At 50.0% G+C, this 24,469-nt stretch carries 21 protein-coding genes; 9 read left to right on the forward strand and 12 right to left on the reverse strand.

From position 1 onward, the window contains the following. The 3 genes from BM231_RS08035 to BM231_RS08045 all read right to left on the reverse strand — a co-directional run bounded on the left by BM231_RS08035 (position 1) and on the right by BM231_RS08045 (position 3,486). Complete coding sequence (locus BM231_RS08035; RefSeq protein WP_093518335.1) at positions 1 to 1,383, reverse strand: TolC family protein; 1,383 nt, start codon at positions 1,381 to 1,383, stop codon at positions 1 to 3. Positions 1,384 to 1,503: 120 nt separating this feature from the next. Continuing rightward, complete coding sequence (locus BM231_RS08040) at positions 1,504 to 2,796, reverse strand: sensor histidine kinase (protein WP_093518337.1); 1,293 nt, start codon at positions 2,794 to 2,796, stop codon at positions 1,504 to 1,506. A gap of 12 nt (positions 2,797 to 2,808) precedes the next feature. Then, positions 2,809 to 3,486, reverse strand: coding sequence for a response regulator transcription factor (locus BM231_RS08045; RefSeq protein ID WP_167550279.1), 678 nt, complete (start codon positions 3,484 to 3,486; stop codon positions 2,809 to 2,811). Between the two features lie 360 nt (positions 3,487 to 3,846). Between BM231_RS08045 and BM231_RS08050 the strand changes: the two genes are divergently transcribed. Next, a complete protein-coding gene (locus BM231_RS08050) occupies positions 3,847 to 4,896 on the forward strand; it encodes a helix-turn-helix domain-containing protein (RefSeq protein ID WP_093518341.1) in 1,050 nt (349 codons plus the stop codon). 9 nt (positions 4,897 to 4,905) lie between these two features. On the opposite strand, the gene BM231_RS08055 is transcribed toward BM231_RS08050, so the two are convergent. The 4 genes from BM231_RS08055 to BM231_RS08070 form a co-directional block, all read right to left on the reverse strand. Next, a complete protein-coding gene (locus BM231_RS08055) occupies positions 4,906 to 5,730 on the reverse strand; it encodes an ABC transporter permease (RefSeq protein WP_093518343.1) in 825 nt (274 codons plus the stop codon). A 1-nt stretch (position 5,731) separates the two neighbouring features. Then, positions 5,732 to 6,550 carry an ABC transporter permease gene (locus BM231_RS08060; RefSeq protein WP_063290166.1) on the reverse strand — a complete coding sequence of 273 codons (819 nt, stop codon included), beginning with the start codon at positions 6,548 to 6,550 and terminating at the stop codon, positions 5,732 to 5,734. 109 nt (positions 6,551 to 6,659) lie between these two features. After that, a complete protein-coding gene (locus BM231_RS08065; RefSeq protein WP_093518345.1) occupies positions 6,660 to 7,808 on the reverse strand; it encodes an ABC transporter substrate-binding protein in 1,149 nt (382 codons plus the stop codon). A gap of 61 nt (positions 7,809 to 7,869) precedes the next feature. Continuing rightward, positions 7,870 to 8,970 carry an ABC transporter ATP-binding protein gene (locus tag BM231_RS08070; protein ID WP_093518347.1) on the reverse strand — a complete coding sequence of 367 codons (1,101 nt, stop codon included), beginning with the start codon at positions 8,968 to 8,970 and terminating at the stop codon, positions 7,870 to 7,872. A gap of 129 nt (positions 8,971 to 9,099) precedes the next feature. On the opposite strand from BM231_RS08070, the gene BM231_RS08075 reads away from it, so the two are divergent. Next, positions 9,100 to 10,089 carry a LacI family DNA-binding transcriptional regulator gene (locus BM231_RS08075; protein WP_093518349.1) on the forward strand — a complete coding sequence of 330 codons (990 nt, stop codon included), beginning with the start codon at positions 9,100 to 9,102 and terminating at the stop codon, positions 10,087 to 10,089. A 78-nt stretch (positions 10,090 to 10,167) separates the two neighbouring features. Here the strand turns inward: BM231_RS08075 and BM231_RS08080 are convergent, their stop codons facing one another. Together BM231_RS08080 and BM231_RS08085 are read right to left on the reverse strand one after the other, a co-directional pair. Beyond that, the gene (locus tag BM231_RS08080; RefSeq protein WP_093518351.1) at positions 10,168 to 10,986 is read right to left on the reverse strand and encodes a tetratricopeptide repeat protein; all 819 of its coding nucleotides are present in this window, start codon (positions 10,984 to 10,986) and stop codon (positions 10,168 to 10,170) included. After that, positions 10,983 to 13,178: a polysaccharide deacetylase family protein gene (locus BM231_RS08085; RefSeq protein ID WP_208860184.1), complete on the reverse strand. Its 2,196-nt coding sequence runs from the start codon at positions 13,176 to 13,178 to the stop codon at positions 10,983 to 10,985. The genes BM231_RS08080 and BM231_RS08085 overlap by 4 nt, the downstream gene beginning before the upstream one ends. Positions 13,179 to 13,625: 447 nt before the next feature. Between BM231_RS08085 and BM231_RS08090 the strand changes: the two genes are divergently transcribed. The 4 genes from BM231_RS08090 to pelG are packed head-to-tail and all read left to right on the forward strand — an operon-like array spanning position 13,626 to position 18,579. Further along, positions 13,626 to 14,612, forward strand: coding sequence for a hypothetical protein (locus BM231_RS08090; RefSeq protein WP_208860185.1), 987 nt, complete (start codon positions 13,626 to 13,628; stop codon positions 14,610 to 14,612). Between the two features lies 1 nt (position 14,613). Then, positions 14,614 to 15,597, forward strand: a complete 984-nt coding sequence (locus tag BM231_RS08095) for a hypothetical protein (protein ID WP_093518356.1) — start codon at positions 14,614 to 14,616, stop codon at positions 15,595 to 15,597. Positions 15,598 to 15,610: 13 nt separating this feature from the next. Next, positions 15,611 to 17,122: a GT4 family glycosyltransferase PelF gene (gene pelF / locus BM231_RS08100; RefSeq protein ID WP_093518358.1), complete on the forward strand. Its 1,512-nt coding sequence runs from the start codon at positions 15,611 to 15,613 to the stop codon at positions 17,120 to 17,122. A gap of 35 nt (positions 17,123 to 17,157) precedes the next feature. Beyond that, on the forward strand, positions 17,158 to 18,579 hold the full coding sequence (gene pelG, locus BM231_RS08105; RefSeq protein ID WP_093518360.1) for an exopolysaccharide Pel transporter PelG: 1,422 nt from the start codon (positions 17,158 to 17,160) through the stop codon (positions 18,577 to 18,579). Here the strand turns inward: pelG and BM231_RS08110 are convergent. From BM231_RS08110 to BM231_RS08120, 3 genes are all read right to left on the reverse strand, one after another. Next, on the reverse strand, positions 18,576 to 19,475 hold the full coding sequence (locus BM231_RS08110; protein ID WP_208860186.1) for an MJ1477/TM1410 family putative glycoside hydrolase: 900 nt from the start codon (positions 19,473 to 19,475) through the stop codon (positions 18,576 to 18,578). The two genes, pelG and BM231_RS08110, sit on opposite strands and share 4 nt — an antisense overlap. 133 nt (positions 19,476 to 19,608) lie before the next feature. Then, the gene (locus BM231_RS08115; protein ID WP_093518364.1) at positions 19,609 to 20,265 is read right to left on the reverse strand and encodes a ChrR family anti-sigma-E factor; all 657 of its coding nucleotides are present in this window, start codon (positions 20,263 to 20,265) and stop codon (positions 19,609 to 19,611) included. Next, positions 20,262 to 20,855 carry a sigma-70 family RNA polymerase sigma factor gene (locus BM231_RS08120; RefSeq protein WP_093518528.1) on the reverse strand — a complete coding sequence of 198 codons (594 nt, stop codon included), beginning with the start codon at positions 20,853 to 20,855 and terminating at the stop codon, positions 20,262 to 20,264. The genes BM231_RS08115 and BM231_RS08120 overlap by 4 nt, the downstream gene beginning before the upstream one ends. A 146-nt stretch (positions 20,856 to 21,001) precedes the next feature. Here BM231_RS08120 and BM231_RS08125 point away from each other — a divergent pair, with 146 nt between their 5' ends. The 3 genes from BM231_RS08125 to BM231_RS08135 are packed head-to-tail and all read left to right on the forward strand — an operon-like array spanning position 21,002 to position 24,440. Beyond that, a complete protein-coding gene (locus BM231_RS08125; protein WP_093518366.1) occupies positions 21,002 to 22,342 on the forward strand; it encodes an NAD(P)/FAD-dependent oxidoreductase in 1,341 nt (446 codons plus the stop codon). Further along, entirely contained in the window at positions 22,339 to 23,199 is an 861-nt protein-coding gene (locus BM231_RS08130; protein WP_093518368.1) for a DUF1365 domain-containing protein, read from the forward strand. The genes BM231_RS08125 and BM231_RS08130 overlap by 4 nt, the downstream gene beginning before the upstream one ends. Continuing rightward, positions 23,196 to 24,440, forward strand: a complete 1,245-nt coding sequence (locus tag BM231_RS08135; RefSeq protein WP_093518370.1) for an SAM-dependent methyltransferase — start codon at positions 23,196 to 23,198, stop codon at positions 24,438 to 24,440. Before BM231_RS08130 ends, BM231_RS08135 begins: the two co-directional genes overlap by 4 nt. The last annotated feature ends 29 nt before the right edge of the window (positions 24,441 to 24,469 follow it).

Consider the following 24,469-nt stretch of genomic DNA (forward strand, 5'->3'; position numbering starts at 1 on the left):
CTAAAGGCCGATGCCAAAAGCAACAGCCAGATCAACACGATTTTGCATTCTGCTGCTGCGGATGTTGACCACCGCCTGCCGGGCAGCAAATGCATCACGCTCCGCAGACAGCAAGGTCACGATATCGGTCAGACCATCACGATACCTTCGCTCGTATTGCTCATAATTGCTTTGAGAATGTTTCAGCGCTCGGCCTAGAATCTGCTCGCGGCTACGTAATGTTTGTTCATTCTGAAGGCCATTTTCCACCTCCATAACAGCCGTTAATAACGTCTGACGGTAAGTCAGCCAAAGGCGGGCAGCATCCAGATCAGCTTGCTCTGCTGTGAGCCGGCGGTTGCCGCCATCCAGTATTGGTGCAGACAGAGAACCAAGGAGACGCCATGCCGGACCTCCATTCAACAAATCTGCAAGACTTGCAGATTGATCACTTGCAGTAAAGTTGACAGAAAAAGACGGAAGCAAGTCCTTATAAGCCGCCTTATGTTGCAGGTCCGCAGCTGCAGCCCGCTCATAAGCAGCTAAAAGATCTGGCCGCCGTCCAAGTGTGGTGGCTGGCATGGCGCCTTTAGGCAGCTTGACGTTGGGGAGCAAGCTACCAGTTCGAAAATGAGTGTTCGGCATCTGGCTGGCAGCAACCTGCATTTGCCGTTTAAGTTGATCAATCTGCAGCTTACGATCAGCCAGATCGGATTGCGCATTGGCGGTGGCAGATCGTGCCGCTTCCAAATCACTCAGCTCCCCGATGCCACGCGTAAATTGATCAGAAATGATCTGCTCAGTGTTCCCTAAGCTGGAAATGCGGGAACGATCCAGATCAGCCAGTTTTTCCAATGCAGTGAGCTGCACCCAGTTCCGCATCGCTTGCGCTGCAAGAGAAGCCCGTGCCGCCTGCAAATCATGTTCGCTCGCGTTCAGGGTCCGGCCAGATGCGCGCGCGCGATCAGAAAGCTTGCCCCAAAGATCAGCTTCCCAATTAACGGTGAGGTCTCCGCCAACAGAACTGGCATAAGACGTCCCTTGGGCAGACTTTGAGCGTTGTCGATCTGAGCTGCTGTTAAATGTTAGTGTTGGCCAAAGTGAACCAGATGCCTTATCTCGCTCCAGCTCTGCTTTTTGTAAATCAAGCACTGACTGACGAAGAGAGATGTTGTTTGCCAACACCGCATCCACGTGTGTGTTCAGCTTCTTGTCACTACTCAATGCAAGCAGTGACGAGAGGTTTTGCGCTTGAGAAGACGTACCTTGGTTCCACTCAGCGGGTGTCTGTTTCACGGCCATTTCTTCCGTAAACGTCGTCCGTTGAGTGCTCAACCCGGTTGCGCAACTTGCCAGCAAAATACCCGATGCAGCAAAAATGAGCATGTGCGATAAAGACCGCATATCCTAACCCCTATAAATTCTTAGGGGAGAAATATCCCAATGGGGATTATCGCAGAGTAACGACGTAACCTATTAATAAATAATCACTTCTATGCTTACACACTATTCCAGATACATCCGTCAAAAAATCAAACGTGTCGTGACGTGATCGCCAATCTGCTCTATCTGAAATGTCCAGTTCAAACGGCTTGCAATCCGGCGAATAAGCGACAGACCAACACCATAACTCTCCTCAAAAACAATCTCACTTTCCTGTTCTGAAAGGTCAGCCGCTTGGTTGGAAATGACGATTTTCTGAGCACTAACCGAAATATCAATTTGGCCATACTGTGTGTGCTGGAAAGCGTTGCGAATGATGTTCGCTGCAATAATGCTCAATGGTACCTTGGGCGCGTCAACAGTTAGAGCTGGAAGGTTCACATTCAGCACAATGTCCTTCCCGCAAAGCAAGTATTTATGATCCTCAATCACTTCATCAAGAAGTGCCGACAGATCCACTTTCTCAAAGTCCGGATTAGGTTCCTGTTCCCGCCCCAGCCACAACAACGTCGCCACAATTGTTTCCATCGAATGGCTTGCACGTTTGATCCGCGCAGTTACTTTGCGCTGCTTGTCATCTGTCGCAATCTTCTCCATGACACTGGTACTGCCAGAGATGATCGTAATCGGGGTCCGCAACTCGTGGCTGGCATGACGCAGGAAGGAATGTTCTCTTTCAACAAATCGTCCCAGTCTCCGCGCAGCACCACTCAGATGATCACCAATTTTATTCAGTTCATCATAATGAAAATCGGGCCGTCGCTCGACTGCACTCGTCTCATTCAACGTATCAGCCCATTCTTGCAATGAAGCAATGCGGCGATTGATACGACGATTAAGGAACTGCGACAACAGAAACACAAGAACAAGAATAATAGCGCCACCAACAAACATGACGCGCTCAAGAAAATCAAAATCCAGAATCCCCCCAGTATCCAGATTCTCATTGAATTTTAACATGCGAACAACATAGAGCGTACGACCATCATTAAGACGCTCAGCCAGGAAAAAGATGACGAATTCTGGAGCTCTCCCGCTTTCACCAACTGGTTCGATATCAGCATGGCCAAGCTCAATTTCATCTTTTGGAAAAGCCTTCTTTACCATCTCTGGCAGATCTTCATATTTGAAGGTCGAGAAGATCCTTGCGTCTTCAGGAGGCAAGTGTGCTGGCTGCTTCTCTAATGCTTTTTCATAGGCAAGTATAAAGCTCTTTAGCTCAACCTTATTTGATAACTTCAACCCAGCAATCAGATAAGAAAACAGACCGATCGTATAGACGATGACAAGCAAACCAACGAAAGCAAGCAGCCAGTTGCGCAGCTCCCTCTTCAGGGTCTTTGCCTTCTTTCTTTTTCGCCTAAATAGAAACATCTGACACTTCCCTCAGGGCCTCAATACAAAGCCGGAGCCCGCAATTGTATGCAAAAGCTGCGTTTCAAAAGGGCGCTGGACTTGGCGGCGAAGTTTATAAAGGTGCACTTTAAGACTATCACTGGCAGGTACCTGGTCACCCCAAACAGCTCTCTCAAGCTCTTGTTTGCTCAAAACATTGGGGGTGCTGCGAACCAGTTGCTCAAGCAAGATCCATCCAGTCGGTGACAGTTTTAACTGACGCCCAGCTCGCACCGCCTGCCGAGCACTCAAATTGACTTCCAGATCCCCGATTGTAACTGCATTACAATGGCCTTTACTCCTGCGATGCAAAGCACGAATACGTACCGCCAACTCAGGAAAGGCAAAGGGCTTGATCAGGTAGTCGTCCGCACCCGCTTCAAATCCGGCAACGCGATCACTCACCGCATCACGCGCAGTCAGCATGAGGATCGGACAGGTGATGTTCTGTGCTCGCAACTGCTGACAAACCGATAGCCCATCAACCTTAGGCAGCGTGAGATCAAGCAAAATAAGATCGTATTGATTTTTCAGTGCGCTATCGAGGCCTGCCTGACCATTAAAGGCAAAGTCACATTCGATATTCTCAAAAGACAAAAAATCACCAACCGTCGCCGCCAGATCCATGTCGTCTTCAATGAGAAGTACAAGCAGTGCATTCATTTCCATCGGCATCACTCAGCCTTGCCTGACTACCATTAGGAGACCTGAAAGAGCTTTTGACCGTATCCGATCAAAATTAAGCGGCGGTTGAACCGTGAAAAAGGCTGAAGCATTCGACTACACCTATGAAGGATACATCCTCGGAACATCCCACAGCAGATGTAACTGCTCGGTTACCACGTAACAATCTGAATTGTATAATACTTTCCCTAAAAATTCGGAAGAAAGCAGCCTCCCGGATGGATAAGGAAGCACACCTGCTCATGATAAAGGCACAAGTTTAAAACCCACAATTTGCATGACACATGTTTTTCGCTTTACTCTCGTATTTAGAGTTTCTTATCGCCTTTTTTTGAAAGCCTTTTGATGAATGCGCAACAAAGTGATGCATCTACTCTTCCCCGAAATCACTTCTCATTAAATGTTGTAGAACAACACGAGCGGTTTGATCTTTGGCGAGAGAGCCTCGGTTGCCTTTATGAGGTTGAAGCAAGCTGCAAACAGAGCAGGCAGACATTCTTTGGTGACATCAAATCGGTTTTGCTGGAAAACGTCATCCTGTCCGACGCGAAAGCACAAAGCCATCTCGCCAATCGCAGCTCAGCAGCAATGGCCCGCGACGGCCTTGATCACTATCTGTTACTCATAAAGAAATCTGGAAGTGGTGAGTTCTGGTCTAATAAAACCCGCCACCAATCCAAGCCAGGTGACTGCATCTTTGTCGACCTCTCTCAAGAGGCGTTCTCAACTCAAACCGCCTACTCAAACTTCACAATGCTCATTCCGCGCTCGAAGTTAGACCCTCTTGTGAAAGATGCTGCAGACCTGCACAACTCTATTCTGCACGCGGCAGATCCATTGGTGACGCTTCTCAAGGAACACATCTGCCTGCTTGCAAAGCAAAGCTTATCCATGAGCTACGAGCAAGCACAGGCCATAATACCCGCCTCTATCGGACTTCTTGCTGCTTGCTTACAATCAAACGAACGTCACAGTGATCAGGAGCAATCCGGCATCAAGATAGCTCTCCTTGGCAGAGCCCGCCGGATTATCGAAGCAAACCTGAACAATCCTAATCTCACCCCCGCCTACCTCTGCAAATCCTTAGGAATTACCCGAGCAAACCTCTACGTTTTATTTGAACCACTGGGCGGCGTAAGCTCCTACATCCGTCAGTATCGATTAAGAGCGGTTGCCCGTGCAATCCTGTCATCAACCAATAAATTCACGTCGATCTATCAGATTGCGCAGGAATACGGTTTTACCAACGAAAGCTCCTTCAGCCGCCTTTTCAAGCAACGCTTCGGCATGTCTCCAAGCGATGCACGTGAGCAAAAAGGAGCGCTTCTTGCTCACGCAACAAAAGAAGAAACCGAAGGCCGCCGCTTTGAGACCTGGGTACAACATTTGAGGTAAGGAACAATTTCAGTTCCCCACCTTCGCAAGCACGTCCGCTTTCAGGAACCGCTCAATAAACAGCATGAAGCCGACGGATGGCACCAGCAGGATCAGGGAGGAGATGGACGCGATCTGATAGTTGCCTTCCATGCTGGAGGTAAACAGCAACATCGGCAGCGTCACCACGTCCGGCGCACCAACAAAGTAGGTTCCGGTAAACTCATCCATGGAGATAAGGAACACAAAGATCGCGCTCGCCATGACACCCGGCAGAGCCAGCGGCAATGTCACGTCCGTAAACGTCCGCCAACGCCCTGCCCCCATGTTACGCGCAGCAGCTTCTAGTTCCGCATCCACAGCAGCAAAGGCAGCCGTTGCAATCCATACTGCAAACACAAGCCCCTGACTGGCGTGAACCAGCACAACACCAGCAACTGAACCAGTCAGATCCAATCCATAGAAAATGCGCGCAACATTCATATGTACAGCAACCGCCGGAAAGGCCTGCGGCAATAGAAACAGCAGCATGATGAGATAGCGGAAAGGCATTTTCCCACGCGCCAAAGCATATCCAGCTGGAATGGCAATCGCCAGGCTGACCACCACAGTCAGCAGTGCAATCCAGATACTGGAGAACAAGGCCTCAGTCGCATTGCCCTCAGGGCGGAAAACCCGTTCCCAGAAGGAAAAGCCGTACTCCAAAGGCAGCTTGTAAGGAAAGTACCACACCTCAGCAACAGCCCACAAAAGCATGTTGGTGATTGGACCAAAGATCGCAAAAGCCAGCAGGCTCATGGTGAGAACGCGGGTAACTGTGCGCACCCAAGTGGAAGAAAGAGCAGCTTGCACCATCTTATGCTCCCTTATCTTTCAGGCTCTGACGCAGATAGAACCACGCAACCACCCCGGTGAACAGATAGGACATGATGCCCAGCGCATTAGCGACACCATAGTCGCCGTAGGAGTTGATCCGCCACGCCATATCAACAGTCAGCATAGTCGGCGACTGCGCGTTGATCATGAGCGGCACAGAAAGAACAGACAGCATCACCACATAAGACAGGATCAATCCAACCATCAGGGTCGTCGCAATCTGCGGTACCACAAGCTCAATCAGAATGCGTAGTCGGGAAGCCCCAAAAATCCGGCCAGCATCAATCGTGGTGCGGTCAATGGAAGCCATAGCGCCCGCAACAAGCAGTGCTACAAACGGCGTTTGCTTCCAGACAAAGGTAATCACAATCCCTCGCCAGTCCAGATAGCTCTGGGCGGCCAATGGTTCAATGATGCCGGAGCTTGTGAGGATGTTGTTCATCATCCCGTTCTTCGCCAAGAAGGTGCGCATCAACTGCGCACTCACAATAAACGGAATAAACAACGGCCACCGATAAAGCCACTTGAGGACTGCAACAGCCGTCGGGTTTTCGCCAAGCGTCAGATAGCCCGCAATTGCAACAGCCAGCACGCCGATAACAACCGTAGACAGGCTGACAATCACAATCGTGAACAGAATATCTTTGGAATAGAATTCAATAGCCTTGGTGAAATTGGCGATATGCCAGCTGCCTTCGCCATTGTCTGTGAAGGCTGAAACCACAGAATAGCCAAAGGGATAAACAAACAAAAAGCCGATCATCAACAATGCAGGTGCAACAAGTAATATTGCTCCCATCCGACCCGGCCCAACTGACATACTTTGTCCACTCATGGACACCACCTCTCACCAAAACCAAACATGCCGGGAGAGACAGGCCGCCTCTCCCGGTTTCTCTCAGATGTGCTTAGTTAGAAACCTGCTTCTCGTAGCCTTCTTTGATGTCGTCAAAGTAAGGGCCAATCGGGAACGGTTTACCCTTCTGAGCAAGTTCAAGAGGTGTGACGTCAGTGAATAGCTTGGTCCACACTTCCTCGTCCAAAGCTGCTTTCACGTGGTCTGCATCGATGCCTGGGTACCAGTTGAAGCGGTTCACAATTCCTTCGGCCTGCACAGCAGGGCTGGTTGCCAACTCGATGAACTTTTCAGCCAGATCTTTGTTCGCAGCCTTCGCTGGTGTTGCGTAGTAGTAAGGCTGACCAGGCATACCCGGAGCAATCAGTTTCAGCTTCAGATTTGGTGGAATACGGCCATCGCCCTGCCAGGAATAGAACATGTCGACCCAAACCGGACCCATGACGATCTCACCACGGTTCAACATGTCCAGAGTACCAGCATTACCCGGAGTGAAAGTCACGTTCTCGTTGAACGCTTTCAGATCAGCATAAGCCTGCGCCCAGGTGTCTTTCTTCGCCGGATCATACGGACCGCTTTGCAAAGTCTTGGTATCGCCAGCGTAGGTGTACATCCAGCCAGTCACAAACGCGACGCCGGACATACCGTTTTTGATGCCGTTATAGCCGAACTGTTTTGGGTACTTCTCTACCCATGCACGCAGCTCGTCATAAGACTCTGGTGGGTTTGGCACCAAAGCCGGATTGTAAGCAATCGCCGTCTGGCTATGGAACATTGGCATCACATAACCACCAACATAAACGCCAAGCGCATTTTCAGCAGTCGCACGCGTAACCAGTTTGCCGGTTTCGATGTTATTGCGGAAATCAGCCAGCAGGCCTTTTTCTTTCATCTCACCAGTTTTCTTCTGTGCAGCAACGATAACGTCGATGTCCCACTGCTCTTTACCCGCGGCAGACTGCGCTTCCAGCTTCTCAAGAATTTTCTGAGAACCAGCATCTCCCGGACCGGTCCCAGTGACGCGAACTTTCACGCCTGGGTATTTTTCTTCAAAAAGCGGGCCCAGATAGTCGGTCACATATTCAACCATGTTCTGGGAGCCGCCAGTCATCACGTTCAACTGGGTTTCAGCCGACGCAGGCAGGGCAACAGCAATCACAGCACTTGAGATTGCACCTGTAAGAACTGACTTAAGTGTCATCACTCAAAATTCCTGGGTTAAGATCGTTGAGAAAAAAGTTCTATTCACGTTAAAAAAGGTGTCAGGCCGCCTCGGAATAAAGGTGAAGCCCACCAGCTGGCACGCAGATCGTCACCACATCGCCAACTGCATATCGACAAGGATCGTCGATCATGTAGAGCTGCCCGGCGCTTTCTATTTCGTAGCGAAATACCCCCCCCGGATAGCTGAGTTGTGTCACCCTACCGGCCAGAGCCAAATGCCCCTCAGGTACGGCTTCATCGGCACGCAAATGTGCTGCACTGGAGCGGAAACGCCCCCGAACAGATCCGGCAGCTGATGCCTGCCAGTTCACACCTCCATCACCAATCTCGTTTGAAACGCTCAAGCTGGCAGCCTTGACGGCTTCCTGCCTTGCAATGCTCAAAGTTCCATTTGCACGCTCAACATTGAGGGCAATTTCGTTCTCAGCACCCATAAAAGTCGCTACAAAATTGGACTTTGGCTGCTCATAAACTTCCAGCGGTGTGCCCACCTGCGCAATGTGCCCTCCATTGAGAATAACAATGCGATCAGCCATCACCATCGCCTCTTCCCTGTCATGGGTCACATGCACAGCTGTCAGCCCCATACGCTGTTGCAGAGAACGGATCTCATGCCGCATGGACAAGCGAATGCGTGCATCAAGATTGGAAAGCGGTTCATCCAGCAACAGGATCGGGGAATCGACGGCCAGTGCACGGCCAAGGGCCACACGTTGACGCTGACCACCAGACAGGTTGGGTACTTTGCGGTCCCCAAAGTCCGCAAGTCCCAGCAGCGTCAACAGCTCATCAACTTTCCGGTTGATCTGCTCCTTGGACATCCCACGCAGCTTCAGGCCATACCCCATGTTCTGACGAACCGTCATATGAGGCCACAGCGCATAACTTTGAAACACCATTGCCATGTTGCGTTGCTCGGGTGGTAACTGTGCAACATCATTCCCGTTAACGCGGATCTGTCCCGACATGGGTTTGATGAAACCGGAGAGACTTTTCAGAAGAGTTGTCTTTCCGCAGCCGGATGAACCCAGCAGCGCAACAAACTCAGAAGAGTTGATTTCAAGATCAATGTCATGAAGAACACGGGTCTTGTCGTAACCAACACAAAGCTTTTCGATTTCGATTCCTACGCCAACCATTCCGGAAACTTGCCCCCCTTTAAGCAACCAAAGCATTATGCTATGAGTTTTGGCAATCGATTGCAATAGAGGTCTTCTAAGCGACTTCTTTGAAGTTAAAATGACAATCATCCAAGATAGTAAGAAGCGATGAAAAGACTGACAGGTAAAGATGTTGCACGTGCCGCAGGCGTTTCTGTCTCTGCCGTTTCCCGTGCGTTCACAGCAGAGAATCGCCTCAACAAAGCGACTCGCGATCACATTTTAAAAGTCGCTTCTGAGTTGGGGTATCGCCCCAACGCACTTGCACGTTCGCTCATCAAACAAGAATCAGATCTGGTAGCTGTCGTCTTTGGAAACACCGATGGCATGTACGACAAAGACTTCTTCAATCGCTTGTCGACCGCCCTGCAAAAGCGCGGAAAATGGGCCCTTCAAATTCGCTCTGAGGAAGAAGAAAATATTGCCGAAACACTTGGCAAAGCGCTGATGTATCCAGTCTCAGCCGCCATAGTCCGTGCTGGTACGGTGGATCTGCAAGTGATCGAGAACAGTAAGAAAATGCACGTGCCGCTGATCTACACAGGACTGGGTCCAACCGTAAAAGGCGCAGACTGTGTGTGGTTGAACTACAAACGTGGCGGCTTACTCGGTACACGGCATCTGATCAAACGCGGGTGTAAAAAGATTGCGTACATCGGCGGTATTGAAGGCATCACAGCGGACACTGGTCGCCGCGAAGGATATCTGGAAGCACTAGGCGAAGCGGGCCTCCAACCCCACGGCATTTCACAAACCCGGTTTGATTTCGAAAGCGGCCTGCAGGCAGCATTGAACCTTCTGCAAAGTGATAATCCACCCGACGCTTTCTACTGTGTCTCTGATGCTGCAGCTCTTGGAGTTTTGAATGCAGCAAAATCCATATTGAACCTGCGCGTTCCGGAAGATGTTGCCGTTGTTGGGTCGGACAACATGCCAATGGCAGCTTGGCCCTGCTTTGACCTCACCGCAGCAACCAATCCAATCGATGAGATTGTCCAAAACCTCATGAACACACTGGAAGCCCGCCTTGCAGACCCGGACCAGAAGGAAATGTCTGTCGTGGTAGAACCTGAACTGGTCATCCGCGGCAGTGCGTAGCCGAGAGCATTAGAGACGCCAACAACTGAGGCTGGTGCATCTTCAAAAGCATCAGCTAGAGCCTCTCAAATGACGATGTCATGGACAGTCTTGATCACCCTCCTTGGGTCTGATGACACAAGACAAAATGGTGGCTAGCCCCTCAGGCACCTCGGCCTCCCGCATGTATTCATCGCGGCCATACCGCAAAAACTCGCTCCGGAAGTCAAAATCTGCCCAAGGCTCCTTGGTCTCTCGCAGACTGAGAGCAACAGTTTCGGCTCTGAGAAAGTCACCAATTTCAAGCAGACTATGAAAATAAGCCAAACGTGCAGGCCAGTGCTTAGGTGCTAAAGAAGCACTTTCGTGATGCATGGCAAGAGCCGCAGCAGCCTCTTCCATCCTCTCTCCCTGAAAGTGCAACATGCCCAACCGGCCGAGCTGTTTAGGCTTCAACACCCCTTTGGCTTCAAAGAAGGAAAGCTCTGAGAGCTCTTCCTCATAAAGCCCTTCAAACTGCAATGTAGCGAGCAACTTATCACGATCCTCAGGCTCATCGCTCAACCGTGCAATCGCCTTTAAGGTCTCCACGTATCCCCGAAAGTCACCTGCCAATCGATGGTAAAGCTCAATCTTACGCAGCACCCAAAGATCATCAGGGGAGCGTTCAATATACGCCTCGTGCATGCGGTGCATTTCCTCAACGAACCCCAGTTGCTCTGCAATTTCTGCAAGCTGAAGAAACTCCTCCGGGCTACTGTCGTCTTCCTCAAATGAGGCCAGCAAATGCTTCCGAGCCTCATGATACTTTTGCTCTTTAATCTGGACGGCAATCTTCTCTGTTTGCCCCGGAACAAGCGCATAACCGATCCCCAGAAACAGCAGATAAAGCGACAGATACTTGAGGAAGCGGATCATGGCTGCCTCCCCTTCACCGCCATGCGTGCTGTCGAAGCCCAGTTTTTACATATCAATGAAATATCCAACGGTTCCATGCCGGATACAGCCAGATCCAAACGCAAAGATCCATCTGGCAAAGGCTGAACGTCATCACTCAAGACAAGCTCATTCTCTCTCCTCACCTTCACCCGATAAAGGCTCGAAGACAGTCCACGAAACTGGAACTCCCCAGCCCCAAACCCAAATGCACGAAAACCAATACGACAAGGCTGGCGCACCAAATCGGAAACCTGCCATCGGGCTTCCGTGATGCTGGCGACATGCTCATCGCCTGCGTTATGCGATGAGTTCAGCACAATCTCAGGGACACGAACTGCCGGATCCAGCGAGACATACAACGAGTTTTGGTGGTGTTTAGAACCAATAACACCTTTGCTCTTCGCTAAATCAATCTGCCATTGTCTTGCATCATCAAAACGAAACGACTGAAGACGCCCCCGGTTCAAAACAAGCCAGCTGCGATCACTAGTCTGATAGAGTTTCACCCCAAAAAAGCTATTCGCAATCGCTGCATACTGCGAGGCAAAAATGGGCAGATAAGCCCCATCACGCGCACGGTCCAAATGCTTCCGAACCGCTCTGAGCGATGCGTCATGTTCCGCAGAATATGTATGGTAATACACATTGTAGGGCCTCAACCGGATCGGGCTCTCAGTATTATCAACCGTCTGATGTAACTGAGAAAATCCATAGAACGGCCCCGTCCAATCATTCGTATATGTGTTCTCGTTGCTGGAGACAGCATAGATCTGCCGCTCTGCGCCAACTTGACGGGATAAGGGGGCCACATAACTCAGAGAAGGCCAGTCCCGGTCGAACCGTGTGTCACCGCCATTCATGTTGTAAACACCAAGCATGCGTGTATGCGCGAGTGCTTCCTCAAACGGCTGCGTGTCACCAGACCACAAGAACAACTTCGCCTTTTTGCCCTTCGGTGCAAAGCTCTCAGCCTGAGCAAGAGAACCGCCGATCTCCCCCACAAGCGAAAACGGCTTGCGCATGTAATAGCGAGGCATAGACACATTCTGTGCCAGATAGTTCTTGAAAGAAGCCTTGCCACTCTCACCAAAGAAACGTCTGGAAAGCCAGCTTACAGGCCCTACGGCAGCTGGCTCTTGCGCAACATTCTTCTCACGAATAAGCGCCAGCTCTTTTGCACGGTCATAATTCCGATAGAAAGCCCAATGAAACGGATGCGAATGGGTATGGCTGGCCACTTCCACCTGCGGAAGAGCAAACAACTCTCTGACCAGACCAACGCCACGATCATCGCCTCCCTCACTCCTATCGACATCCGCCGTCACCAAACCATAAGTGACTGGTAAATCAGGATAGGGCTCGATCAGTTCTCGCAGCATCACTTCGCCGGATAATGCCTTTTGTCCCTGATACTTGGAGGAATAAGAGATGTTGTTCCAACCATCGCCATCAATGTGCGAAAAGTAAATTCGGCGCCCCATCAGCGTCGACGTATCCGGAATAGGAAAGCGCTCCTGTTTGAGCGCACGTTGAAGAAATCCAATCGGATCAATCAACCACTTCTGCCGGTTAAGCACATCGTCTGTGGCAATCGCAAATCCGGGTTGAACATAAGCTCCTCCAGCTCCAATAAACGCCAACTCTGTTCTCTCCGCCGCGACACGCACGGGCGGCTGAACGGAAGCAATCGACAGCCCATCTGGGGATATGCGCGTAACCAGTGAGTATCCCGGAAGTATCTTGTAAAAGGGCCGCTCGAAGGCAACCAGTTCTGAATCCAGACGAAGCTCTGACGAGGCGCTTGTCAGCATCACAAAACCCGTCTCAAACCGAAGCCCCAGATGCCGCAGAAACAGATTCAACGCTGCTCCATCCTCCTCCAGATCACGAATTCCGGTCTCACCAAACACAAGAAACTGCAGTCCAGAACTCGCCTGCTTATCAGCCCACTCAAAATATAAATCAGGGTCAACCAATGCACCCTGAAACCAGCTCACAACAGCCGCCGCGTTTTCCGCTTGGCTCACCTTCGGCAAACCCGCATTCACGTCAACATACCGGATCGAATAACCAAGATGGTTCAATGGCATCTCAAGGAAATTATGTATTGCCGTTGCAGATGGCTCCGCTTCACGAAGGCTATCGTACAACCCGATAATCTCTCGCTTCACCAAACCTGCCTGCGAATTATTGATGAAACATACAAAGCAAAACAGCGCAAAACCGTAGAAAATAAGGGCGCGAACCTGCCTAGTAATTCCACCTAAAAACAATTGCCACTTACCTTCAATATCGAAGGAGTACAAAGAACAATCGTTACGCACTTCACGCATCCTGAAGACACCAATAAGTAATTTAAGACTGTATACTTATTGCAAACAAATCATTTTATATCCAACCCCGAACTTAATACCCTAACTTTCCATAGAGTTGAATATAAATAAAACAGCAAGTAAATATTCCCGGCCATAAACAAAGATTTTAAACACAATCTATACTGATATTTTTGACAATAGGACTATTTATTCGTGATGTATTCGGATCAGTATTTTTCAAGTAACACTGGACATCATAAAAAGAAGAAAACAAAACGTGCACCCGAGAAGCGATACCACGTCTTGGAAGTCTTCCTGCTGTTCCTCCCCTTCCCGGTACTGTCCACGCTGCATGCCGAACTCTCACTCTGGAGCCTCTCACCGAGCCCTGTATGGATCCCGATACTTATTGCCAGCTCCATTCTCGGAACCCGTTCCGGAATTCTTGCAGTTCTGACAGCACTTGCAGTCACTCTTTGGTACATCCCACCACAAACTATGGGCGGGCAAGGCTTCTTTCAGTACTTCACAAATACAGGTTTGGAACCAACCCTCTGGCTTCTGACAGCTATTATCTTCGGGGAGTTCAGGACATCGCTGCTTCGCAAAAATCAAAGGCTCCAAAGCCAGTTGGCCCATGCCCTGGGACAACGAGACACAATCTCTGATTACTGCACCACACTCACGCTTGAAGCCGAAAACCTGCAAAGTCGTATTGCTTCGATGGAAACCACAAGCCCGGTGAGCGTGTGCAGGGCAATTGACGAGCTGAGCACTCTGGATATTCAAAGCAACACCAAACAGCTGGACAACATTCTCGCCAACTTGATCGGCACGACCAGATACAGCCTCTTCAAGTACTCAAATGAGCGCCTCGGTCTTATTCATTCTAACATCACGACATTATCTGAGCTGAAACCTTCGCGTGAGCAGCAAGAACAAGCATGGCTGATCCACCATCCGGACACCGCTAAACCAACCTCTTCGGCCAATGATAAAAGACTGATCAGGTCTCACACACCCAAAGGGAGTCTGATGTTTCTATTTGGAACTCCAAGCTCAAACAGCACACAGACGGACACCAGGACACCACAAGGAGCAATCATCTTCCATCAACTGGAAGCACACCTCCTCGAAGAAGACTCCACTGTCCTGTTAGAAGCCATCAGCAGCGCACTCTCAAATAACCTCCTTCACCACAACATAACACCAGCACCAGATAACCTCGTCGCCTTCTATTCAATCAACGCTCCCCAAACGAGCAACAGGTTCGACAACTCGGTGATCTAGTATGGTTCAGGATACGTTGCTCGATACACCAACCACCAAGCAACCTTTCAGCCTCTCAATAATCGTGCTGCCGGTTGTCGTCGTAACCGCAACGATTATCGAGGCTTGGTTCGTCTCGCAGATCAGCCAAAAGTCCGAGGTAATCGGGCCTGCTGTTGCGTTTCATTGCCTGTCGGTAATGCTCTGCCTTCTGCTCATGAGAAACATACACAGCATCGGATTTGCGCTTTTTGATTATGGCATCTTTCTCTTCGCATTGTTTGGCCCCTTTGGAGGATTGCTAGCTTCTGTCCTGATGCAATTGGATGGCAGAAGACAAACCGCCAAGCTTGCCAGATGGCACACAACTCTTGTGCTTGAGGATGCGCCAACCAGACAAGCCGACGTTTTCAGCAAGATCATAAGCAACCGGTCGCTGGACATGACAAATGGCTCACCAAAGCCATTCCAGAAGATCTTTGCGTCAGGAAACACTCAGGATATCAAAAGAGCTCTTTCCATAATTACGCTCAAATACAAGCCCGAGTTGCTGGAGTTCCTTCAGGCCGCACTCAAAAACGACAAGCCAGAGATCCGCGTTCAGGCAGCCGCTGTTTACACCAAACTCAAGCAACGCTTTCAAAACGATATCTCAGAGATCGTCACACTCCCTGCTGAAGCATCAACAGAGCAACGACGTGACGCAATCACACGTTTACAGGCTGCAGCTCTCTCTCAACTCATCGACATATCCCAGCGAGAGCAAGTGACATCCACGCTGCGCAAGTTCCTGAAAACGGATGTACGCCCCGAAGCTGAGAAAGCTCTAACCCTCTTGCGTGCAGACCGGCTCATTCAAAAAGAAGCTCTCAAAGAAGCACAGCTTTGCCTGAAGCAGTTAACGCGCGTCAAAGATCTGGAAGCCTGTGCAATGAACCAGCGAATAAAAACAAGGCTTGAACGAAGAGCAGTTCTGCCCGCGCACGAAAAGGCCTTGGTCAACTGAGAGAGTGAGTAGTATGCGTTCTTCGTCAACAACAGACGTCTGCATAATCGTTGAGGGCTGCTACCCTTATGTTGCGGGAGGCGTATCCTCCTGGATCAATTGGCTTGTCTCAGGCCTGCCAGATCTCACCTTCTCTGTTGTTGCGGTTCTCTCCAGCTCACAAAACGGTACACCCAAATACAAATTACCCCCAAATGTGAAGCACTATCAGGAACTTGCTCTCTTCGATATCCATGATCCAGCACCCGCACCAGATTACAGTTCATCCAGCACACAAGGCATCTCAAGAGAGCTTCGCGCCTTCCTGAAAAACGGCAGCAAAGCCCGCTTGTATAATCTTGATCGTCTCGTAAACTCCACAAAGCACCCCTGGTCCATAAACCAGCTGACAAACTCAGATCTCACATGGAACGTCATCTGCCAGATGTACGAGGAGATCCTGCCAGAGACCTCATTCCATCACTTCTTCTGGGCTTGGTACACACTATTCGGCGGCTTGTTCGCAATCCTCAAAGCCCCCATGCCTCAAGCCAAGGTCTACCACACCATTTCAACGGGATACGCAGGCCTCTTTGCAGCAAGAGCAGCTTTAAGCACACATGCACCGGCAATCATCACCGAGCACGGCATCTACACCAACGAACGCCGCATTGAGATCCTGCTTGCCGACTGGATCGAAGACAGCATCAATAAAGGGTTTTCGCTGGATGACCCTCGCCTCGACCTGCGTGATCTCTGGATCTCGGCCTTCGAAGCATTTGCAAGATGTTGCTACAACAGCTGTTCAGACATCACCACACTATACAAAGACAACCAGCTGATGCAGCTGTCTCAGGGAGCTTGCCAAAGCAAAGTGCAAGTCATCCCCAACGGGATCAACCTCAACAAATTCAAGGCCATACAAGCGGGCTACAACAACCACCAACCAACCGTAGCGCTCATTGGGCGCGTGGTCGCAATTAAAGACGTTAAAAGCTTCATTCATGCGGTTGGCTTGTTGAGAAATGAACTACCTGATGTGACTGCACTCATCTTGGGCCCAACAGACGAAGAGCCCACCTACTTCGAGGAATGTCAGAAGCTTACAACGCAGCTGAACCTAGAAGAAACAATCACATTCACAGGTCCGGTCAACGTCGCCGAGTACCTACCTTCCATCGACCTCGTCGCACTCACCAGTTTGAGCGAAGCCCAACCCCTCGTCCTTCTAGAGGCAGGAGCCGCTGGAATTCCCTGTGTCGCAACAGATGTTGGCTCATGCAGAGAGGTTCTGGAGGGGCGAGCAGATGATCCCCACCCACTCGGATCCGGCGGCATCATCACAGAGCTCGTGTCCCCATCCGCAACAGCACAAGCCATGGCCAAACTACTCCGAGACGATGAGCTTCGCCAGCAATACGGAGCCCAGCTGCGGCAACGCATAGAACGTGATTACAACGAGCAGCAAGCACTCAAATCCTACAGAGACTTGTATGAGCGAAACTTCGAAACACAGCACCCAAAAGCAAAGCGCTTGCTTGCATAAAACTTAAGATCATATCACGGAACCGGAGACTTTGAATGGCAGGCATCGGCTTTGAGCTGCAACGTCTAACTCACAAAGGCGATCTGTCGTCTCATGTACGGGCTGTCTTCCACGCAAGCATGGTCATCGCAGGCCCTTGGCTCATGTTCATCCTTTGTGTCTTGTTCATCTCACTTCTCACTGAACAGAAACTAGGTTTGCCGCTGCTCACCGGCTTCAGAACAAAACTGATTTACATCCTCGGCCTATCGCTTCTCACAAGCGCACCCGTCTTGATCATCGCCATAAGGATGGCCTCAGACTCCATATATTTCAGAAAATTCCATCTTATTCCGCAAATCTATTTAGGCGCGCTCTATGTCTGCGCGTTGGTGACTGCAATTGTCAGTGCACCAATCCTGATAATGCTCCTGAATGTCCCCCTTCATGACGTGATATGCATCATCATTTCCTGTGTGATCGCCAGCCTGCTCTGGATTGCCCTTGGCTTTAGTTCAAGCTTGCAAAGCTACAGAAGCGTCAGCCTCTCTTTTGCAACTGGTTTACTTCTGACAACCGGGCTCATCATTTACAGCACAGTACATAATCCCAGCGAGTTTCATTTGTTGAGCGCCTTCAGTCTGGGTTTCCTGCTGTGCTTTCTCTGGCTTTCAATCGAAGTCCTCTTCACCTTCCCCACATCGCACTATGCTTTCAAAGCAACGCTGACATACGTTGCAGGGGCCATGAAGCGTTACTGGCCCCTCGCACTGGCCGCAATATTCAACATCAGTGCCCTATGGGTCGACAAGGTCATCATCTGGCAAAGTGCAGAGGGCCAGCTTCTGCCCAGCGGCCTGCGGCATGCCCCCGCCTATGACAGCTCAATATTCATAGCCCAGCTTCTTTTAATCCCGCCATTGGCGCTGTTTCTGATTGAAGCCGAAACCAACTTCTTTCGAAACTTCAGATCCTACATCCAAACAATCACGGGACATGGCACCCTCGTCGAGATCCGCGAGAAATCAGAAAACCTGAAAACAGAAGCGATCTATACATTGGGACGCATCACTCTAATCCAGCTAGCGCTGTGTGCACTGCTAGTCTTGTTCTCGCCAATGGTGGTCGAATATCTGAATTTTGAATACCGACAAGCTGCGATTATCCGAATTGCGGCAATCAGTGTGCTCTTTCAATTCCTGTTTTTCGCAGCGTCAACAACACTCATTTTCATCAATAAAAACATGGAGAATATGCTGCTGCAGCTCGCATTTTTATTGCTCAACGCCAGCTGTACCTACACAACCTTGTTTCTTCCTCGGGAATATCTTGGCTTCGGCTACTTTGTCGCCTGCCTGACCGCAAGTTTCCTCGCTGTGGCGACATTGCAAAATGCCTTCAGAAAGCTGGACCAGCACATCTTCTTTCAGGCACGGCTCTCCTTGAGACCCAACACCTGGTACGAAGCTCTTCGTTAAAAGGCGACCAACGTATCCAAAGGCCTGCGGGTAAAGAGAGAGATCACACCCAACTCATCAAGTTCTTCGCGCGCGCGCCTGCGCTTGTCTCCATCCTCCAGGTACTCGATTACGAAGACAGACAAGCCATCCCTGCGCGCTTCAGCTAAAAAGCCCCAACTCCAATCAATCAGTTGAGGGCTATTACGGGCTCCATCTTTATAGGCCCCATAAAGCAAATCTTCCTTGCTGATCCCGTCAATCTCATCGCGATACTCTGGAAACCTCAGCAACTCTTCCCCATTCTGAGCAACGATAATAAACCCGGGCTCTTGCGCTTTCGCCAGCCTGGAAACTTTGCCAACAAACTTCGCCATTCTGGCCTGCGCTAGATCACGCTCATCATACCGCTGGAAAACATCAACACCGTCCAGATATACACCATCATATCCGGCGGAAATGATGTGCTTGAGATAGGCCATGATGAGGCCTTGCCATTCTGGTTGCCAGAATTTGACGGTGTAATTACCGGGCCAATTGGGGTTTTCATCACCAAGCCATTCGGGAGGGCTCTCCTGCCAGGTATCTTTCCAGTAATCCCGATAATCCTCTGCTTCACCTATGCTGAGATAAGCAAGCACACGACGTCTCGAACCATCCGGTTTTTCTTTGGCCTTTGCAATTTCATAACTGGAAAACCGACCCTGCGCAGTGCCGTCCTTGGAGTAATCAATCACCACAAGATCAAGATCTGATCTATGAATTTTTTTGATCTCAATATCCTGCAGTTGGACGCCCCAGCGAGAAACATCATTCAACGGCGCTTGCATCTCTTCCACCTTGTCGCTGGAGCAACTCAAAAGCAATAAAGCAGGAGACAAAGCAACAACAGCGAGGACAAACCTGAGGTACAACATCGGCGCTCCATGCAACAGGCCCCACACCATATGCGCAGACAAAACACAACGCTATGCCTATTCTTTCTTATGAAAATTTCTCAGGTCAACTCACCCAAAAGCAGCTCAGAACAACTACAGCCACAACATCACATCATATCCCGAAGAGTGGCTGCAGAAGTTTGGGAAAGAAGCCTTTGAAGTCCAACGGTGCGTCAGTCACAGCAAGGCAGATGCAATCTTCTTCTGTATCTGCGATTGGCTGATGATGTACATGCTCGTCTGCTTCCTGAACATCGCCAATCTTATAGCGTCCGGTTTCATCGCTAAAGGACCCTTGCAACACCAACGTCATTTCTGATCCGTGGTGTGAATGCTCAGGTGTGACGAAACCCGGAGACAGTTTCAACAAGCGAGCACTCTCGCCTTCGCTTGACTTGATCGGCAAGATGAACTGTCTGATTCCCGGGCCAACCATCTTCCATTTGATACCGTTATAGCCGTGCCCCAGCACATCCCAAAGCGCCGATGGCACGCCCTTCTCGGGCTTGGGCTCGGCCAGATATGCGCCCGCAGATAGGGTTGGTTCATTTTCAACTCGGGCCATCAAAAGATCGAACATATCATCAGAAGGTTTTTGCTGTTCACTCGTTTGAAGCATCGCGCCTGCAAGGACTTCAGCTTCAGCTAAGCGGGCCTTGCATCCTTGGCAAAGCTCCAGATGACAGGAGACGAGCAAGGCATGTCCTGCAGGCAAAGACCCTGTCGCATAAGCCCATACGATTTCATCGCTAAGGTGATGGTTGATCATAGGTCCACCCCTTCCAAAAGTTTCCGTAAACGCGCAAGCGCAAGTCTCATCCGGGATTTGACGGTCCCAAGCGGCAGCTCTAAATACTGAGCAATTTTTGAGTGACTGGCATCTTCATAAAACGCGAGCTTGATGATGGTCGATTGCTCTGCTGGCAACAGGGGAAGCGCCTTCTTCACCCGCTCGCTAAGCTGTGATTGGTAGTGGTCATCAAGCTGTGTCTCTTCTCCAACCAGTTCATTGGCAAAAAACTGATCATCTTTGTAAAGATATCGCCGCTCTTTACGAAAACGATCAATCCGAAGGTTACGAGCGATCGTATAAATCCATGTCGAAGCTGAAGCCTTACGACTGTCAAACATCTCAGCCTTTCGCCACACAATCACAAATGTTTCCTGCACCAACTCCTCAGAAAGTTCCGAGGTTGCCCCACCTTTCAAAAAGTAGGTCTTAAGACGAGGAGCGAAGAACTCAAAGAGCTGGCGAAAGATCTCACGAGACCGCTCCCGTCCAAGCGACTGGAGCAAAGCGCTCAAATCTGCAGAGGTCAGGATATTTTCGCTCTCACCATCATTGTTTTGAAGCTGCATCGTAACCATCGCTCTACAAACCGCCGGGTTGTCTCACATAGTCTTTTTACCAAACAGCTTGTCAATTGGATCACTTTTTCCTGCCTAAGGTGATCCATTTCCAATCAACGCTCCTAAAAAGAGAAACTTTAGATTGGATGTGAGCTATGAAAATCGCAGTCATTGGGAGTGGAATTGCCGGCCTTTCCGCAACTTGGCTTCTCTCAAAAAGCCACGATGTAGATATCTATGAAAAGGATGATCGTCTTGGCGGGCATGCCAATACACAGAGTGTGAAAATTGCCGGCGAAGACGTAGCCGTCGATACCGGCTTCATCGTCTACAATGAGAAAACCTATCCCAATCTGACTGCACTCTTCAATCATTTGGATGTTCAGACAGACCCAACCGAGATGTCCTTCGCAGTTTCTCTGGAACAAGGATCGCGCGAGTATTCTGGCTCAGGTTTAAAAGGACTGTTCGCCCAGAAATCTAACCTCTTCCGCCCCAGCTTCCTGCGCATGATTTCTCAGACACTCCGCTTCTATAAGGAAGCACCTCAAGATGCTGAGGATTCAAAACTCCAATCTATATCACTGGGAAGCTATCTCAGCCAAAACAACTACTCAGCCACTTTCATCAATGAACATCTGCTTCCTATGGGAGCAGCCATCTGGTCCATGCCCCCACAGCAGCTTTTGCAGTTTCCATTCCGTGCATTCATCGGCTTTTGCAGCAATCATGGCCTCTTACAAGTGCGTGACAGACCACAATGGCGCACCGTTTCAGGCGGGTCGCGCAACTACGTTCAAAAACTCGCCTCAGAGATTTCCGGCAAAATTATTTTGAATGCTGGCATTTCAGATATTCAGCGCAAACCCGGATCAATCACAGTCTACGCGAGAAACGGTCACGCAACCTCCTACGACCATGTCGTGTTTGCCTGTCACTCAGATCAGGCACTTGCACTGCTCAATGCGGAAGGCAACGCCTCTCGGGCTGAACGCCAGATCCTCGGATCAATCCGGTATCAGCGAAACATCGCCATCCTGCATCGCGACATTTCCCTCATGCCGAAACGCAAAACAACCTGGTCCGCCTGGAACTTCATCGGCAATCAGATGGGAAATAATGCTCTGTGCGTGACATATTGGATGAATGCCCTTCAAAGACTGAACACCTCTGAGGATGTGTTTGTCACCCTCAACCCAAGCCATCAGCCTGCTGAAGGTTCCGTATTGCGAACCTTCCAATATTCTCACCCCGTTTTTGACCAAACTGCATTGTCCGCTCAAAGGCAACTTTGGCAAATTCAGGGAGAAAGACGGACTTGGTTCTGCGGGGCTTACCTGGGTTATGGCTTCCATGAGGACGGACTGCAATCTGGTCTGGCCGTGGCCGAAGCACTTGGTGACGTTCAGCGACCATGGACATGCGAAAATCCGAACGGACGTATCAGCCTGCCTGAAGACTGGCCCTACGGAAGCTATCAGGAGGCTGCGGAATGATCCTGACAAGACGACAGCAGAAATCCACAAATGCACCGCTCAGGATCTACCTGGGAGATGTCGTGCACTGCCGTCATGATCAGATCAAACACAAACTCAGTTATAAGGCTGTTTCCTTCTCAATCGACATCGACCGATTGCAGGATGTGAACCAGATGTCACGCCTGCTGTCCGTTGGCCGGTTCAACCTATTCAGCTTCCATCCATCAGATCACATGGAAGATGGTCATTCATCCCTGCGCGACTATGTAGAAGCTGTGTTGAAACAAGCGCAGATAACCACCATTCCGGAGCAAATACGGCTCCTCGCCTACCCCAGATTTTTAGGAAGAGCTTTCAATCCAATCAGTGTGTTTTACTGCTATTCGAAGAGCAGATTGGAAGCCATTCTTTATCAGGTTCGAAACACCTTTGGTGACATGCACCATTACGCCGTTGAAATAGCGCCATCTGAACATCAAGGCATTGAACAGGCCTACCGCCACTCATGCCCAAAAAACTTCCATGTGTCACCGTTTCTGGAAGTCTCCGGCCACTATCATTTTGTTGCGCGTCCTCCAACAGATCATGTGTCACTCATCATACGGCTGACACAGGACAGTACGCCTGTATTAACCGCTAGTTTTCAGGGAAAACAAAAGGCAGCAACAACCACGCGCCTCCTGAAGATTGGCCTTCAATACTTCCAGAATTCGGCAAAAATCCTCGGTCTCATTCATTTTGAAGCTCTAAAGCTCTGGATCAAAGGTGCCCGCTTTTACAAGCGACCATCACCGCCTGCATCCATCGTAACGGGTATGCACAAGCAAGCTCCAGCACTCAAAAAGACAAAAATTCACTCAGGGAGACAACCATGACACTCAGAGATCACTCCTCCCTCAGCCCATTAACCCACGCAAAAATGACGGAGCTTAACCTCTCCTCAAAACTCTGGAAGACATTGCTAGACCGTGTGCTCCACCGTCTCTCAGAAGGTCATTTGTGGATCATCCTTCCCAATGATCAAATGCTTTCCTATGGCAACCCGTCCGGGAAAGGCCCGGTCGTAACCGTAAAGATTTTAAACACTCGCCTTTTATGGAGGCTTCTTTCCGGTAACTCACTGGCACTGGCCGAAGGATATCTGGAAGAAGACTGGCAATGCAGCGACCTGAGGTCCCTGTTCGATTTGCTGGTGGCCAACAAACAGATAATGCAGTCAGTCACCAAGCGCGGCTTCCTTTCACGCGCATTCGCACGCCTGCGTCACTTGGCAAATGCAAACACCTTGAACGGCAGCAAACGCAACATCGCGTTCCATTACGATCTTGGCAATGATTTTTACAGCCAGTGGCTCGATGAAACCATGACGTACTCATCGGCCTACAAGCTTAAACAGCACGAAACACTCGAAGAAGCACAGCGCAGAAAGTACGACCGTGTCTTGCAAATGACCGACACACAGCCAGACCAACAGATTTTGGAAATTGGCTGTGGCTGGGGCGGTTTTGCTGAACATGCATGCACCGCCGGTCGTGATGTACACGGCATCACGCTCTCACAAGAACAGCTCAGATTTGCCCAATCCCGCCTTCAATCCAAAGAAACTGAGGGAAGTGCATCCTTCGAACTGCGCGACTACCGCGAAACGGAAGGCCAGTACGACGCCATTGTCTCAATCGAGATGATCGAAGCAGTAGGTGAAGAGAACTGGGCCGGTTATTTTGAAAAGCTGAAGTCCCGTTTAAAGCCGGGTGGTACCGCTGTCATTCAGGCAATTCTCATCTCGGACGAAAAGTTCCATTGTTACCGCAAGAACGTTGATTTCATTCAGCGCTACATCTTCCCAGGAGGCTTACTGCCTTCAGCTAAGGAACTTGCAAGACAAATTGAACAACAAAAACTGCAACTCGTGACGCGCGAGTTCTTCGGCGCTGACTACGAGAAAACACTCGTCCGTTGGAGAGAGTCATTCTTCCAGAGTTGGCCAGAAATTGCTAAGCTCGGCTACGACAACCGCTTCAAGCGGATGTGGCATTATTATCTGGCATATTGTGAAGCTGGCTTTGCTGAGGGAACCATCAATGTTGGTTTGTTTCAGATTAAGAAACCAGGTTGAAGAAGATGAAGTTGGGCCATACAGGCCCA

Source organism: Pseudovibrio ascidiaceicola (assembly GCF_900114245.1).
Classification (GTDB): Bacteria; Pseudomonadota; Alphaproteobacteria; order Rhizobiales; family Stappiaceae; genus Pseudovibrio; species Pseudovibrio ascidiaceicola.

Bases quoted from the DNA above. Each gene is read 5' to 3' on its own strand.
- BM231_RS08065 (WP_093518345.1), bottom strand. From the start codon at position 7,808: ATGACACTTAAGTCAGTTCTTACAGGTGCAATCTCAAGTGCTGTGATT.
- BM231_RS08045 (WP_167550279.1), bottom strand. From the start codon at position 3,486: ATGGAAATGAATGCACTGCTTGTACTTCTCATTGAAGACGACATGGAT.
- BM231_RS08050 (WP_093518341.1), top strand. From the start codon at position 3,847: ATGAATGCGCAACAAAGTGATGCATCTACTCTTCCCCGAAATCACTTC.
- BM231_RS08135 (WP_093518370.1), top strand. From the start codon at position 23,196: ATGACACTCAGAGATCACTCCTCCCTCAGCCCATTAACCCACGCAAAA.
- BM231_RS08095 (WP_093518356.1), top strand. From the start codon at position 14,614: ATGGTTCAGGATACGTTGCTCGATACACCAACCACCAAGCAACCTTTC.
- BM231_RS08120 (WP_093518528.1), bottom strand. From the start codon at position 20,855: ATGCAGCTTCAAAACAATGATGGTGAGAGCGAAAATATCCTGACCTCT.
- BM231_RS08055 (WP_093518343.1), bottom strand. From the start codon at position 5,730: ATGGTGCAAGCTGCTCTTTCTTCCACTTGGGTGCGCACAGTTACCCGC.
- pelF (WP_093518358.1), top strand. From the start codon at position 15,611: ATGCGTTCTTCGTCAACAACAGACGTCTGCATAATCGTTGAGGGCTGC.
- BM231_RS08075 (WP_093518349.1), top strand. From the start codon at position 9,100: ATGAAAAGACTGACAGGTAAAGATGTTGCACGTGCCGCAGGCGTTTCT.
- BM231_RS08070 (WP_093518347.1), bottom strand. From the start codon at position 8,970: ATGGTTGGCGTAGGAATCGAAATCGAAAAGCTTTGTGTTGGTTACGAC.
- BM231_RS08125 (WP_093518366.1), top strand. From the start codon at position 21,002: ATGAAAATCGCAGTCATTGGGAGTGGAATTGCCGGCCTTTCCGCAACT.
- BM231_RS08115 (WP_093518364.1), bottom strand. From the start codon at position 20,265: ATGATCAACCATCACCTTAGCGATGAAATCGTATGGGCTTATGCGACA.
- pelG (WP_093518360.1), top strand. From the start codon at position 17,158: ATGGCAGGCATCGGCTTTGAGCTGCAACGTCTAACTCACAAAGGCGAT.
- BM231_RS08130 (WP_093518368.1), top strand. From the start codon at position 22,339: ATGATCCTGACAAGACGACAGCAGAAATCCACAAATGCACCGCTCAGG.
- BM231_RS08040 (WP_093518337.1), bottom strand. From the start codon at position 2,796: ATGTTTCTATTTAGGCGAAAAAGAAAGAAGGCAAAGACCCTGAAGAGG.
- BM231_RS08060 (WP_063290166.1), bottom strand. From the start codon at position 6,550: ATGGGAGCAATATTACTTGTTGCACCTGCATTGTTGATGATCGGCTTT.
- BM231_RS08035 (WP_093518335.1), bottom strand. From the start codon at position 1,383: ATGCGGTCTTTATCGCACATGCTCATTTTTGCTGCATCGGGTATTTTG.
- BM231_RS08110 (WP_208860186.1), bottom strand. From the start codon at position 19,475: ATGTTGTACCTCAGGTTTGTCCTCGCTGTTGTTGCTTTGTCTCCTGCT.
- BM231_RS08080 (WP_093518351.1), bottom strand. From the start codon at position 10,986: ATGATCCGCTTCCTCAAGTATCTGTCGCTTTATCTGCTGTTTCTGGGG.